The organism is Rhodococcus sp. P14, from assembly GCF_000256505.1.
GTDB classification, from domain to species: Bacteria; Actinomycetota; Actinomycetes; order Mycobacteriales; family Mycobacteriaceae; genus Rhodococcus; species Rhodococcus ruber.
In genome coordinates this window covers 1-13933 of sequence record NZ_AJFC01000329.1, presented here as the reverse complement: position 1 = coordinate 13933, position 13933 = coordinate 1, and the positions used below count along the sequence as shown (strand labels likewise).

13 protein-coding genes and 1 pseudogene are annotated in these 13933 nt (G+C 69.5%); 7 read left to right on the top strand and 7 right to left on the bottom strand.

The features are described 5' to 3' along the window. Positions 1 to 288: pseudogene (locus tag OEY_RS31305) on the bottom strand (MFS transporter); the annotation flags it as partial. A 455-nt stretch (positions 289 to 743) separates the two neighbouring features. Continuing rightward, positions 744 to 1667 carry an AEC family transporter gene (locus tag OEY_RS0123585; RefSeq protein WP_010596223.1) on the bottom strand — a complete coding sequence of 308 codons (924 nt, stop codon included), beginning with the start codon at positions 1665 to 1667 and terminating at the stop codon, positions 744 to 746. A gap of 46 nt (positions 1668 to 1713) precedes the next feature. Here OEY_RS0123585 and OEY_RS0123580 point away from each other — a divergent pair, with 46 nt between their 5' ends. Beyond that, positions 1714 to 2220 carry a CGNR zinc finger domain-containing protein gene (locus OEY_RS0123580; protein WP_237713785.1) on the top strand — a complete coding sequence of 169 codons (507 nt, stop codon included), beginning with the start codon at positions 1714 to 1716 and terminating at the stop codon, positions 2218 to 2220. Between the two features lie 172 nt (positions 2221 to 2392). Here OEY_RS0123580 and OEY_RS31430 read toward each other — a convergent pair whose 3' ends face one another. Together OEY_RS31430 and OEY_RS0123570 are read right to left on the bottom strand one after the other, a co-directional pair. Further along, positions 2393 to 2518 (bottom strand): hypothetical protein, encoded by a 126-nt coding sequence (locus OEY_RS31430; RefSeq protein WP_272942274.1) that lies wholly within the window; start codon positions 2516 to 2518, stop codon positions 2393 to 2395. Positions 2519 to 2549: 31 nt separating this feature from the next. Then, positions 2550 to 3329, bottom strand: coding sequence for an acetoin reductase (locus tag OEY_RS0123570; protein ID WP_010596221.1), 780 nt, complete (start codon positions 3327 to 3329; stop codon positions 2550 to 2552). A 139-nt stretch (positions 3330 to 3468) separates the two neighbouring features. On the opposite strand from OEY_RS0123570, the gene OEY_RS0123565 reads away from it, so the two are divergent. The 4 genes from OEY_RS0123565 to OEY_RS0123550 all read left to right on the top strand — a co-directional run bounded on the left by OEY_RS0123565 (position 3469) and on the right by OEY_RS0123550 (position 9820). Next, complete coding sequence (locus OEY_RS0123565; RefSeq protein ID WP_010596220.1) at positions 3469 to 4140, top strand: IclR family transcriptional regulator; 672 nt, start codon at positions 3469 to 3471, stop codon at positions 4138 to 4140. 325 nt (positions 4141 to 4465) lie between these two features. After that, the gene (rox, locus tag OEY_RS0123560) at positions 4466 to 5893 is read left to right on the top strand and encodes a rifampin monooxygenase (RefSeq protein WP_010596219.1); all 1428 of its coding nucleotides are present in this window, start codon (positions 4466 to 4468) and stop codon (positions 5891 to 5893) included. Between the two features lie 250 nt (positions 5894 to 6143). Continuing rightward, positions 6144 to 8465 (top strand): cytochrome P450/oxidoreductase, encoded by a 2322-nt coding sequence (locus tag OEY_RS0123555; RefSeq protein ID WP_010596218.1) that lies wholly within the window; start codon positions 6144 to 6146, stop codon positions 8463 to 8465. Positions 8466 to 8491: 26 nt separating this feature from the next. Further along, entirely contained in the window at positions 8492 to 9820 is a 1329-nt protein-coding gene (locus OEY_RS0123550; protein WP_010596217.1) for an MFS transporter, read from the top strand. A gap of 262 nt (positions 9821 to 10082) precedes the next feature. Here the strand turns inward: OEY_RS0123550 and OEY_RS0123540 are convergent, their stop codons facing one another. Both OEY_RS0123540 and OEY_RS0123535 read right to left on the bottom strand, forming a co-directional pair. Beyond that, on the bottom strand, positions 10083 to 10421 hold the full coding sequence (locus OEY_RS0123540; protein WP_017681155.1) for a metallopeptidase family protein: 339 nt from the start codon (positions 10419 to 10421) through the stop codon (positions 10083 to 10085). 13 nt (positions 10422 to 10434) lie between these two features. Continuing rightward, the gene (locus OEY_RS0123535; protein WP_010596216.1) at positions 10435 to 11511 is read right to left on the bottom strand and encodes a septum formation family protein; all 1077 of its coding nucleotides are present in this window, start codon (positions 11509 to 11511) and stop codon (positions 10435 to 10437) included. 48 nt (positions 11512 to 11559) lie between these two features. Here OEY_RS0123535 and OEY_RS0123530 point away from each other — a divergent pair, with 48 nt between their 5' ends. Beyond that, entirely contained in the window at positions 11560 to 11949 is a 390-nt protein-coding gene (locus tag OEY_RS0123530; protein ID WP_010596215.1) for an ankyrin repeat domain-containing protein, read from the top strand. A gap of 42 nt (positions 11950 to 11991) precedes the next feature. Next, positions 11992 to 13254, top strand: a complete 1263-nt coding sequence (gene serS, locus OEY_RS0123525) for a serine--tRNA ligase (RefSeq protein WP_010596214.1) — start codon at positions 11992 to 11994, stop codon at positions 13252 to 13254. A 103-nt stretch (positions 13255 to 13357) separates the two neighbouring features. Here the strand turns inward: serS and OEY_RS0123520 are convergent, their stop codons facing one another. Then, positions 13358 to 13750: a hypothetical protein gene (locus OEY_RS0123520; protein ID WP_010596213.1), complete on the bottom strand. Its 393-nt coding sequence runs from the start codon at positions 13748 to 13750 to the stop codon at positions 13358 to 13360. Positions 13751 to 13933: the final 183 nt, after the last annotated feature.

Sequence of the window (13933 nt, the reverse complement as noted above, 5' to 3'; positions counted from 1 at the left end):
GAGGGGGCCGGAGCCGCCCCCGCCGATCGGGCGGGCGACGAAACCGACGGCGACCGTGGCGAACGAATTGAGCGCGGCCACGACCTCGCTGCCGGTGGCGAAGAACGTCTTGTTGAACACGAGCGCCGCGGCAGTGGCATAGATGAAGAAGTCGTACCACTCGAGGGACGTCGACACCGCTGCGGCGAACGCGGCCTTACGGGCCGCCCGCCGCGTGTTCTGCGGGGCGGCGTGCTGTGGAGCGCCGGGCGTCGTCTCCTGCGCCTGTGAAACCGAGGGGGTGGCCATGGCTGCCCTTCCTGCGAACGTATGTAGCCAATCGATCGTTCGGTTAGCAGTCGACAAGTTATGTGACGCGCCGCACAAAGTCAAACTCGTGTCGGGGCGCGGGGACGCACTGGTGGGAGCTTTCCGGCGAGGGGGTTCGCGGGGCCGGCGTCCCCTGGCGCGGGTGGCGCACCGCCTGGAACTGGTCGGATGGCATTGGGAGCTGCCGAAGGGGCGGTGACCGGGGCAACTCCCCGTCCTCGTGGGCGCGAACAGTGCGAGGGCGCGTGGATGGGGTCGGATTCTCTAATGAAAGCTTCGTGTTCTCAGCCGACCGACTGTTTACTCGGCCAGACTGGAAGCGCGGGCGGGGACGTTGCCGCGAGGTGTCTCGCCGTCGGCGATCATTGGGCGGGCATGTCGCTTCCGGCGGTCGCGGTGCTGCGCTCACGCGTCACGTCGTTGCAGGCCCTGGGTCACGTCGCTGTGGTCAGGTGCAGGACCAGGGGCAGAGTCGCCGTGGAAAGGACTGTCTGTGCTCCGGTGATGGATGCCATCAGTTGCGCGTCGCCCCCCATGCGGCCGGCGAGGATGTACGCCGAGGGCGCGGTGGGGACGGCGCAGATGAGCACGACGGCGGTCAGGGCCGCGGCGGTCAAGCCCAGCGCACTCGCGAGGGCCGCGGCAGCCAGAGGAAGGGCGATCAGTTTGATCGTCGACGCGATGGTGATGTCGAGGCCGTCGCGCAGCCGCACCCGAAGAGTGATCGCCGCCCCTGCCACGAGCGTGCCGGTGAGGAGTGCGGGTTCTGCCAGCATCTCGACCGGCACCGCGATCGCCGAGGGCAACCCGATTCCGGTGAGGTTGAGCGTCAAGCCCGCGAGACATCCGAGGATCAAGGGATTGGTGGCCAGGTGGCGCCACGTACTCGTCGTCGCAGCCTCGTGATCGCGGGCACCGAAGAACGACAGCGCGGTGACCGAGACGACGTTGACCAACGGAACCATCACCGAGGCCGCGAGTGCGAATGCGGCCACCCCGGCGGTGCCTTCGAGCGCCGAGGCGAACACCAGTCCGATGTAGGTGTTGATGCGGATGCTTCCCTGCACCAGCGAGGTGAGCTGCGGCCCCTCGGCCCGAAGCGGTCGACGCAGGGCGACGAGCAGCATCGACACGGCCAGGACCGGGATCGACAGGCTGAGAAGCAACGGAACCGGCGAGACCTCCCGCAGCGAGGTCCGTGCGATCGATTCGACGAACAACGCAGGCGTGAACACGTGGTAGCTCAGCCACTCCATTCCACGCCAGAAGCCGGCGTCGGTGACGACACGGCGACGGAGGACAGCGCCCAGGGCGAGGACGAGAACGACAGGAAGGACGGCGGTGGTGACCAGGTGCACGCGACCACCGTGATGCAATCGGTCAGTGCAGTTCAACCATGACAACATGACCGGCGCGCTGCTGGCCGCGGACCTCGTGAACCTTCAGGCGCGGGGCGTGTGGACCGTCCCGGAGGTCGAGGCGGTGCTTCGCGGGCACGCGATCCGGTGGTCGGATGTCGGCGAGAGCGACTTGCCGACGCTGCGCCGGTGGTCGACCCGGCTCCGGACGGTGTTCGTGGCACCCGACGAGGAGCAACGCTGCCGATCGATCAACGCCCTGCTGCTCGACGGGGTAGCCAGCGTGTACCTCACCACTCACGACAACCGCCGTCCCCATCTGCATTTCACGCCGGACGAGAACGACGTCGTCGGGCGCGTGACGGCGGTCACCGCGGGCGGGCTCGCGATCTTCACCGTCGAGGCCGAGGGGGGACGGCTGGGCGCATGCGCGAACACGGGATGCAGTCTTGTGTTCGTCGATACCAGCCGTAACGGCCGCCGGGCGTACTGCAGTGCCCGTTGCGGTAATGCGGACGCGGTGCGCCGCCACCGAGCCAGGAAGTCCCACTGAACACTCGTTCCGACGGCGCGACTCGTGCGCGGCCACATCGTCACGCAATCGGTCGACGCAGTACGAGCATTACGCGCCGGTCTTCCCGGACCGGCGGAAACGCCGGACCTCGCCGGCCTGTGGCGGTAAGGCGCGGCGAGGTCCGGCGGCGAACCGGCACCGGTCGCGCCGATCAGTCGGGTCGGTCCGCGAGCTGCTCGGAGAGCTCGAACAGCTCGGGGCAGTGCTTCGGCGCCAGCATGTGGTCGAGGAACACGAGCAGGGGAACCGCCAGTGCCCGTACCGTTCTGGTCAACACGGGAATGTCCTTCCGGTGCAGCGGGTTCGGGTCACCGATAGACCAGGCCACCGTCGATCAGCCCGGACTGCCCGGTCATGTAGTCGGAGTCCGGGCCCGCGAGGTAGGAGACGTAGGCCGCGACGTCCTCCGGTGTCTGCGCCCGGCCGAGCGCGATGCCGCCGACGAACTTCTCGAACGTCGCTCCCTTCGGTGCCCCGGTCAATGCCGCGAAGCGTTCGTCGATGGTGACCCACATGTCGGTGCCGACGACGCCGGGGCAGTAGGCATTGACGGTGATCCCGTCGGACGCGTACTCCTTGGCCGCCGCCTGCGTGAGCGCCCGGACGGCGAATTTGGTCGCGGAGTACACCCCGAGCATCGCGAAGCCTTCGTGACCGGCGATCGAGGACGCGTTGACGATCTTGCCGCCGTGCCCACGCTCGCGGAACTTGGCGGCGGCGACCTGGATGCCCCACAGCACACCTTCGACGTTGACCGCCATGATCCGCGACACCTCCTCCGGCGTCACGTCGGCAATCGGGTTGACCTGTGCGATGCCGGCGTTGTTGACGATGATGTCGAACCCGCCGAGTTCGGCCTCCGTCCGGTCGACGGCGGCTCGGATCTGCTCGCGGTCGGTCACGTCCGCGACGACGGAGATCGCCTTCGAGCCGGCCGCCCGCACCTCGCCCTCGACCGCGGCCAGCTTTCCGCCGTCGACATCGAGCAGTGCGACGTCCGCACCGTCGGCCGCCAGGCGCAGCGCAATCGCCCGTCCGATGCCCTGCCCGGCGCCGGTGACCAGCGCGACCTTGCCTTCGATGCCCATGCCGACTCCTGTTCGTAGTGACCTGCGTCACTCGAAGGCAACCAGCGCGGCGCGCGGTGCTCAAGCGTTGCAATGCGCTGCATCGGGGGCGATGCCCGCGCCGGTAGGGTCGGATCCGGACGGACGGACGGAGGAAACCATGAGTACGCTGCAGACGCTCGATCGTGGTCTGCGCGCGCTCGACATCATCTCCCGGTCGCCCGCCGGAATCACGGTCGCGGACCTCGCCAAAGAGCTCGAGATCGCGCGGGCGATCTGCTACCGGATCGTTGCCACGCTCGAATCCCACTCGCTGGTGGTGCGGGCCGACGACGGACGGATCCGGCTCGGCGCCGGTGCCGCCGTCCTTTCGTCGCGGTTCGTGCCGCAGTTCCAGCACGCGGCCGGTTCGGTGCTGCACGAGCTGGCCGAGCGCACGCAGGCGACGGCCTTCGTCTCCGCCGCGCAAGGGGACGAGTGCATCGTCATCCTCGTCGCGGAGCCGGAGGGGGCGCTCCTGCACGTGGGCTACCGGGTGGGCAACCGGCACCCGCTCCACCGCGGCGCGGCCGGGATCGCGATCCTCGCGCTGCGGCCCGAGGACGCCCGCGACCCCGACGCGGTGAAGCAGGCCCGGGAGCTCGGCTACAGCGTCACCCGGGGGCAGCTCGAACACGGCGCCGTGGGTGTCGCGGCCGGGGTCCGCGCGCCCCGGGGGGCCGGTCTCGAATGCAGTGTGGGGGTGGTGGCCATCGCCGGTCTCGACGTCGACGCCGCGGCGCTCGCCGTCCAGGACGCGGCCGCGCGGCTGAGCGTTCTGCTCACCGACTGACATTCCCGCCACCGGACACGAGTCCGGGGATCGACGGAACTCCGGTGCGCATCGAATGCGGTGCGGGAGAAAGAACGGCCGGGACGTCTTCGATTCCCTGCCCCTTTCAACGTATATCGCGCACCGGGTCTTGCCGCAAGGCCCCGGTCGTGCTGCAGAATCGCCAGTCGAAGCCGGGACCTGCGGAAAGTGGGGATTCGCAGGTGGGATCGGCCGGCGGACGAGATCCCCGAGGGGAGTCGCGCCGCCGGGTGGGGGTCTGCGGGCGTGGGGTGCCGGTCCGTGTGGAGGGGTGGCCGAAATTCAACCAGTGAACGGGGTTTTCATGATCGATGTGATCGTCGTCGGCGGTGGGCCGACCGGCTTGATGCTGGCCACCGAGTTGCGGCTGCACGGCGTGCGCACGCTCGTGCTGGAGAAGCTGGACGCACCGAGCGGGCAGTCCCGCGGGCAGGGGCTGCACGCGCGCAGCGTCGAGATGATGGATCAGCGCGGCCTGCTGGATCGGTTCCTCGCCGTCAGCGAGAAGTTCCGGGTCGGCGGGCTTTTCGGCGGAATCGTCAAGCCGTGGCCGGACCGGCTGGACACGGCGCACCCGTACGGCCTCGCCACTCCGCAACCGGTCACCGAGCGGTTGCTCGACGAGCGTGCCCTCGAACTCGGTGCCGAGATCCGGCGCGGCTGCGAGGTGGTCGGACTGAGCCAGGACGATCACGGGGTGACGGTCGAAACGGCCGACGGCGCTCGGCTGCGCTCGCGGTATCTCGTCGGTTGCGACGGCGGCCGCAGCACGGTGCGCAAGTTGCTCGGCGTCAGCTTTCCGGGCGAGCCCAGCAGGGTCGAGACGCTGCTGGGGGAAATGCGGATGACCGAGGACCCGGCGACGGTGGCCGCCGTCGTCACGGAAGTCCGCAAGACCCAGCTGCGGTTCGGTGCGGTACCGCTCGGGGACGGGATGTACCGCGTCGTCGTGCCCGCCGACGGGGTGAGCGAGGACCGCGCGGCCGCACCGACCCTCGGGGAGTTCACGCAGCAGCTGCGGTCGATCGCCGGCACCGACTTCGGCGCACACTCGCCGCGCTGGCTCTCCCGCTTCGGTGACGCCACCCGGCAGGCCGAGCGCTACCGGGTCGGGCGGGTGCTGCTGGCCGGCGACGCCGCGCACATCCATCCGCCGACCGGGGGGCAAGGACTCAACCTGGGCATCCAGGATGCGTTCAACCTGGGCTGGAAACTGGCTGCGGCGGTCGACGGCTGGGCGCCGGAGGGGCTGCTGGACAGCTACCACGCCGAGCGCCACCCGGTGGGCGCCCGCGTGCTGGCGAACACCCGCGCGCAGATCGCGCTGATGGGAACCGATCCGGGCGCGACCGCGCTGCGGGAACTGTTCTCCGAGCTGATGGATTTGGCGGAGGTGAACCGGCACATCACCGAGATGATCACCGCGGTCGGGGTCCGCTACGACTTCGGCGACGGGCACGAGCTGCTCGGCCGGCGGATGCGGGACGTGGCGCTGAAGCGAGGCCGTCTCTACGAACTGATGCACGGCGGACGTGGGTTGCTGCTCGATCGGACCGGCCGGTTGTCGGTGGCGGGCTGGGCGGATCGGGTCGACCACGTCGTCGACGTCAGCGAGGAACCGAACGTGCCCGCGGCGCTGCTGCGGCCGGACGGCCACGTGGCATGGGTCGGTGACGACCAGCAGGATCTGCTCGGGCGGCTGTCCGAGTGGTTCGGTGCCGCCGCCGGCTGAGGGCGCGATCGTGGCTGTTTCCGGCCGAGCGGGTATTTCTCGGGACGTCCGGTTTGCCGGGTTCCGGTGTCGGGCACAGGTTGCCGGGCGCGGGGGAGAGACGTGTTCCCTCTAGTGGAGTCCGCCGGATGTGACCGCCGCTGCGGCTTGACCTCCTCTGTGACGCCCCTTACTCTGCTCCTTGTCCTCATAGAGGACGAAACTGTTCGATAAAAGTAACAGTGCAGGTGGAGAGGTTTTCGGTGTCAGTATGAGTGCATCAGTTCCGGCGTCGGCGTCCGCGTGCCCCGTCGATCACACGGCCCTGGCCGGCGGCTGTCCGGTGTCGGCGAACGCCGCGGCGTTCGACCCGTTCGGGCCCGCCTACCAGGCCGATCCGGCCGAATCGCTGCGCTGGTCCCGCGACGAGGAGCCGGTGTTCTACAGCCCCGAACTCGGCTACTGGGTGGTCACCCGCTACGAGGACGTGAAGGCGGTGTTCCGCGACAACCTCGTGTTCTCACCGGCGATCGCCCTCGAGAAGATCACCCCGGTCTCCGAGGAGGCCACCGCGACCCTCGCCCGCTACGACTACGCCATGGCGCGGACCCTCGTGAACGAGGACGAGCCCGCCCACATGCCGCGCCGCCGCGCGCTCATGGACCCGTTCACCCCGAAGGAACTGGCGCATCACGAGCCGATGGTGCGACGTCTCACGCGCGAATACGTCGACCGCTTCGTCGAATCCGGCAAGGCCGACCTCGTGGACGAGATGCTGTGGGAGGTTCCTCTCACCGTCGCCCTGCACTTCCTCGGCGTGCCGGAGGAGGACATGGCGACGATGCGCAAGTACTCGATCGCCCACACCGTGAACACCTGGGGCCGTCCCGCACCCGAGGAGCAGGTGGCCGTCGCCGAAGCGGTCGGCAAGTTCTGGCAGTACGCGGGCACGGTGCTCGAGAAGTTGCGGCAGGACCCGTCGGGACACGGCTGGATGCCCTTCGGGATCCGCATGCAGCAACAGATGCCGGACGTCGTCACCGACTCCTACCTGCACTCGATGATGATGGCCGGCATCGTCGCCGCCCACGAGACCACGGCCAACGCGTCCGCGAACGCGTTCAAGCTGCTGCTCGAGAACCGCCCGGTGTGGGAGGAGATCTGCGCGGATCCGTCGCTGATCCCCAACGCCGTCGAGGAATGCCTGCGCCACTCGGGATCGGTCGCGGCGTGGCGACGGGTGGCCACCACCGACACCCGCATCGGCGACGTCGACATCCCCGCCGGCGCAAAGCTGCTCGTCGTCAACGCGTCCGCCAACCACGACGAGCGGCACTTCGATCGTCCCGACGAGTTCGACATCCGGCGCCCGAACTCGAGCGACCACCTCACCTTCGGGTACGGCAGCCATCAGTGCATGGGCAAGAACCTGGCCCGCATGGAGATGCAGATCTTCCTCGAGGAACTGACCACGCGGCTTCCCCACATGGAACTCGTACCCGATCAGGAGTTCACCTACCTGCCGAACACCTCGTTCCGCGGTCCCGATCACGTGTGGGTGCAGTGGGATCCGCAGGCGAACCCCGAGCGCACCGACCCGGCGGTGCTGCAACGGCACCATCCCGTCACCATCGGCGAGCCCTCCACCCGGTCGGTGTCACGCACCGTCACCGTCGAGCGCCTGGACCGGATCGCCGACGACGTGCTGCGCGTCGTCCTACGGGCTCCGGCAGGAAATGCGTTGCCCGCGTGGACTCCCGGCGCCCACATCGATGTCGACCTCGGTGCGCTGTCGCGGCAGTACTCCCTGTGCGGCGCGTCCGACGCGCCCACCTACGAGATCGCCGTTCTGCTGGACCCCGAGAGCCGCGGTGGCTCGCGCTACGTCCACGAACAGCTCCGGGTGGGGGGATCGCTCCGGATTCGCGGGCCCCGCAACCACTTCGCGCCCGACCCCGACGCCGAGCACTACGTGTTCGTGGCCGGCGGCATCGGCATCACCCCCGTCCTGGCGATGGCCGACCACGCCCGCGCCCGGGGGTGGAGCTACGAACTGCACTACTGCGGCCGGAACCGTTCCGGGATGGCCTATCTCGAGCGGGTCGCCGGGCACGGGGACCGGGCCACCCTGCACGTCTCGGCGGAAGGCACCCGGGTCGACCTCGCCGCCCTCCTCGCGACGCCGGTGCCCGGCACGCAGATCTACGCGTGCGGGCCCGGACGGCTGCTCGCCGGACTCGAGGACGCGAGCCGGCACTGGCCCGACGGTGCGCTGCACGTCGAGTACTTCACCTCGACCCTCACGGCACTCGACCCGGACGTCGAGCACGCCTTCGACCTCCACCTGCGCGACTCGGGACTCACCGTGCGGGTCGAGTCCACCCAGACCGTCCTCGACGCGTTGCGCGCCAACAACATCGACGTGCCCAGCGACTGCGAGGAAGGCCTCTGTGGCTCCTGCGAGGTCACCGTCCTCGACGGCGAGGTCGACCACCGCGACACCGTGCTCACCAAGGCCGAGCGGGCGGCGAACCGGCAGATGATGACCTGCTGCTCGCGTGCCTGCGGCGACCGACTGACCCTCCGACTCTGACTCACCCGATCCGAAAGGGACCCGCCATGGGATCCACGCTCGACCCGATCGCCGTGCGCACCGCGCCGGACGCGCCACGCAGCAGCTTCAAGCGGGTCCTCACCGGCAGCATGGCCGGGGCCGTGCTCGAGTGGTACGACTTCGCCATCTACGGCATCCTCGCCGCCACCGTCCTCGGACCGCTGTTCTTCCCCGGATCCGACGGCATCACCAAATTGCTGCTCGCCCTCGCCACCCAGGGGCTCGGCTTCATCGCCCGGCCGCTCGGCGGCATCGTCTTCGGTCATCTCGGTGACCGGTTCGGCCGCAAACCGATGCTCGTCATCACGTTCGTGATGCTCGGTACGGCCACCGCGTCGATCGGGCTGCTGCCGACCTACGAACAGATCGGCATCTGGGCGACGGTCCTGCTCGTCGCGCTGCGCATGATCCAGGGTTTCGCGCTCGGCGGTGAATTCGGTGCGGCGGTGCTGCTGGTGAGCGAGTACGGCGAGCCCAAGCGTCGCGGCTTCTGGGCGTCGTGGCCCCAGGCGGGCGCGCCGTCGGGGACCGTGCTCGCCGCCGTGGTCGTCTCGGCTCTGGTGTTCCTGCTTCCGGCCGACGCGTTCGACGCATGGGGCTGGCGGATCGCATTCCTGTTCGCCGTTCCCCTCCTCGTCATCGGCTTCTGGATCCGGCACGGCGTCGAGGAGTCCCCGGTGTTCCGGGCGGCGCAGGCCGCCGCGGCGGACCGCCCCGAGCCCCGGTCGAGCATCGTCGAAGCGCTGTCCCGTCCGCGCCCGGTGCTGATCGGCATCGGCATGCGGCTCGGCGAGAACATCGCGTTCTACGTGTACACGATCTTCGTCATCGCGTACGCCACCACCTATCACGGCTTCGCCCGGGGCGACGTGATGCTGGCCGTGACCTTCGCGTCGGTGTTCCAGTTCGTCGGCATGATCGGTGGCGGCCGCTGGTCCGACCGGGTCGGCCGCCGCGTCGCGATGCTCGTCCCCGCCGTGGTGCTCGTGGTGTGGGCGCCCGTGTTCTTCTGGCTCGTGCAGATGCAGAGCGTGCCGATGCTGTGGGTGGGGGTCTGCGTCGGCGCCTTCTTCCACGGCGCTCTCGCCGGTCCCGAGGCCGCCTGGATCACCGAGCTGTTCCCGACCCGGTACCGGTATGCCGGATCCTCGCTGGTGTTCCAGGGCTCGTCCATCATCGCCGGTGCGCCCGCGCCTTTCATCGCCGTCTGGCTCGTCGACCGGTTCGGGGTCGGGACCGTCGTCGCGTATCTGGTGGTGACCATGATGATCACCGTCGTCGCGGTGCTGAGCAGCCGCGAGACCAAGGGCGTCGATCTCGACCGCATCGAGTGACCGGCCGCCGCTGCCGGGCCGCGGAGGCCCGGCAACGGCACTGCCGGTTACCCCGTCCGGACGGCCGTCCCGCGGTACGGTCGGACCGGAGGTGATCGACACATGGAAGAGATCGCGAAGATCGTCGGTATTGCTTTCGTCTACATCGTCGTCGCAGAGGTGATCATCGGAACGCTCGCCCTGCTGATCATTTCGACGATCAGTCCGCACTTTCTGCAACGCAAGCCGAAGTACGGCGCGACGGGACCGCGGTACGGGGCCACTAGCCCCACCCCAGCTCGTGCAGACGAGCATCCTCGATTCCGAAGTAGTGAGCGATCTCGTGAATGACCGTCACCGCGACCTCGTGCACCACGTCGTCGTCGGAGTCGCAGATGTCGAGAATCGCGTCGCGGTAGATGGTCACGGTGTCCGGTAGCGCCCCCGCATAGTGGCTGTCGCGCTCGGTGAGCGCGATCCCGTGGTAGAGCCCGAGCAGGTCGGGCTCTTCCTCGTTTCTGGGCTCGACCAGCACCACGACGTTGTCGATGGCCCGCGCGAGTTCCGGGGGGATCAGATCCAGGGCCTCGCCGACGAGTTCCTCGAACCGCTCGTCGCCCATTCGTGCCCTCACCTCAGGAGCCCGGCACGGGACCTGCGCCCGGCAGCGGGGTCGGCAGTGAGCGGCCCTCGGGCGCGGCGGGCGGCGGCACCGGCGGCTGGCCGTCGATGAGGATGTCGCCCTTGGCCGTGCCGGTGACCGACGCGAATCCGCCGCCCTCGACCTGCTTGCCCACCGAGCAGTTGACCTTGCGGCTGCCCGCGAGCCAGCTGTCGAAGTCGAGGTTGTCCCAGAACAGCGTGAGGGTCTTGTTGCGCAGCGCGTCGGGACTGCCCAGGTAGGCGTTGGCGTTCTCGGTGCACGTCCCCTCGAGGTACCGGTCCTGGTCCTCGACGCTGGGCAGACCGCCGGGGAACTGCCCGGACAGGTCCACCACGGAGATCACCTCGAAGGCGTGCGGCTGGGCGCACTCCACCGGATCCGCCGGCACGCCGTTGTTGATGCCGATGCACGTGCCCACGTCCCAGACCTTGGACTGGTCCTGGTCGGCGACCTTGCCCTGGATCGGCAGCAGGTTGCCGGTGGTGAAGGAGAACTGCAGGCCGCAGCGCAGCGTCCGCTCGCCGGCCGCCCAGCCCGCCTCCCCGGGGTTGATCAGGCCCACGCTGAACTTGCCGTGCGGATCGAACCGGCCGTCGAGATAATCCATCGCGGCCGGTGCGCACAGCTCGTCGCGCAGCTCGGTGAAACGCAGCACCGACGGGAAACGCGACCCGGGACCCCACTCGGCGCCCGGATACACGCTCAGATCGATGTCCTCGACCACCTCGAACAGGTGCGACTCGGCGCAGTCCACCTTCGCGAGGTCGCTCGCATCGAGTTCGGTCCAGGTCAGGCAGTCCCCGGCGACCGCAGTGCCGAAGGCCTCGCCGGCCACCGCGCCGGTGGTGACCACGGCACTGGTCGAATCGCCGGGTTCGTCGTCGGACCCGCCGAATCCCGCCACCACCGCCGTGACGACGGCCGCGAGCACCGCGCCCGCGGCGACCAGCATCAGGGCGCGACGGGTCAGCTTCGCGGACGGGGCACGCCGGACCCGCGAGGCGGACGGTGTCGTCCGGTCGGACTGCTGCTCACTCTCCTCGGCCATCACCGTCCATCATGCCTGTGCGCGCCGCCCCGGGTAACTTCGGTGGGCATGACGGAGCCCATCGATCCCGAAGTCCAGGAGATCGCGCAGCGACTGTTCGATGCCGCCCGCGCCGGGCACGTCGAGACCCTCGCCGCCTACATCGACGCCGGAGTGCCGGTGAACCTGTGCAACGAGAAGGGCGACACCCTGCTCATGCTGGCGTCCTACCACGGACACGCCGACGCGGTGCGGGCCCTGATCGAACGGGGCGCCGACGTCGACCGGCTCAACGACCGCGGGCAGTCGCCCATCGCGGGCGCGGTGTTCAAGGGGGCGATCGACGTCGTGCGCGTGCTCACCGAGGCCGGAGCCGACCCGCACGCCGGGCATCCGAGCGCCGTGGACTCGGCGAAGATGTTCGAACGCGAGGACTACCTGCAGCTGTGGGCGCAGTAGGCCGGCCTCGGCCCGGGACGTCGCCGAGTAGGCTGTGACCTCGTGATCGACCTCAAGTTCCTCCGCGAGAATCCCGACGTCGTCCGCGCCTCGCAGCGCACCCGAGGCGAGGACCCCGGTCTCGTCGACGCGCTGCTCGAGGCCGACGCCGCCCGCCGCGCTGCGGTGCTGGCCGGCGACAACATCCGTGCCGAGCAGAAGGCACTGGGAAAGAAGGTCGGGCAGGCCTCCCCGGAGGAACGGCCCGCGCTGCTCGAGGGCGCGAAGGAACTCGCCGCGAACGTCAAGAAGCTCGAGGCCGAGCAGCACGCCGCCGAGGAGGCCCTGGGGCGCGCGCACATGGCGATCTCCAACATCGTGCAGGAGGGCGCTCCCGCGGGCGGGGAGGACGACTTCGTCACCCTCGAGACCGTCGGCGAGCTGCCCACCTTCGACTTCGAACCGAAGGACCATCTGGCCCTCGGGGAGTCCCTCGGGCTGATCGACATGGAACGGGGTGCGAAGGTCTCCGGCGCCCGGTTCTACTTCCTCACCGGTTACGGCGCGCTGCTGCAGCTCGGCATGCTGCAGCTCGCGGCCCAGCGGGCCGTCGCCAACGGCTTCCAGATGATGATCCCCCCGGTGCTCGTGCGCCCGGAGATCATGCAGGGCACCGGCTTTCTCGGTGCCCACGCCGACGAGATCTACCACCTCGCCGACGACGACCTGTACCTCGTCGGCACATCGGAGGTGCCGCTCGCCGGTTACCACTCCGGCGAGATCCTCGACCTGTCGGGCGGCCCGAAGCGGTACGCGGGCTGGTCGTCGTGCTTCCGCCGCGAGGCCGGCAGCTACGGCAAGGACACCCGCGGCATCATCCGGGTCCACCAGTTCGACAAGGTCGAGATGTTCGTCTACTGCAAGCCCGAGGACGCCGTCGCCGAGCACCAGCGGCTGCTCGCGTGGGAGCGCGACATGCTCGCCGCGATCGAGGTGCCGTACCGGGTCATCGACGTCGCCGGCGGCGACCTCGGCTCGTCGGCGGCCCGCAAGTTCGACTGCGAGGCATGGGTGCCCACCCAGGAGCGCTACCGGGAGCTGACCTCCACCTCGAACTGCACCACCTTCCAGGCTCGTCGCCTCGGCGTCCGGTACCGCGACGAGAACGGCAAGCCGCAGATCGCCGCCACCCTCAACGGCACCCTCGCCACCACCCGCTGGCTCGTCGCGATCCTCGAGAACCACCAGCAGGCCGACGGGTCCGTGCGCGTCCCGTCGGCGCTCGTGCCGTTCGTCGGGCGTGAGGTGCTCGAACCGCCCGCGTGAGCCGTCCCCCTGCGTGTGGGTGGTGGTGGTGGCCGAATGTCACATCGCGTCGATCTGACCGAACCAATGTGACATTCGGCCACGGAGGGCGGGGCGGGTGGGCTCAGCTGCCCGGGTCGCAGCCGACGGCCACGTACGCGTGCAGGCCCTCCGGATCGTCGCGCAGCAGGTACTCGTAGTCGCTCGTGCCCATCACACTGTCGTTCGCATCCCGGAAGGACCAGCGCACCCGGGCCCGCACGATCTTCTCGGTGACCGGGGAGAGGTCGAGCAACTCGTGCCCCACATCGGCGAGACCGTGCTCCCGGTAGGTCTGGTTGCTCTGCGCGAGGGCCTCGGTGATCTCCTTCCGGGTCGGCAGCGATCCGGCGAACGAATCGGTGAGGATCGTGCCCGGCTCCCCCCACAGCGCGGCCGAGGCCTCGGCGTCGAACCCGGCGAGTGCCTCCCCGTAGAGGGTGAAGAAGCGGTCCAGTGCGGTGCGTTCCACGCTCATGTTCTTCAGTGTGCAGGTCCGGCGACGGTTGTCAGCGCAGAATCAGGCACGTGGTCGACGCGGTCGCGAGCAACCGGTCGTTCTCGTCGCGGGCCTCCCCGCGGGCGGTCGCGGTGCGACGGCCGCTGTACTCGCAGATGCCGTGCACGCGCACGACGCCGCTGCCCGCCTGGATGCCGCGCA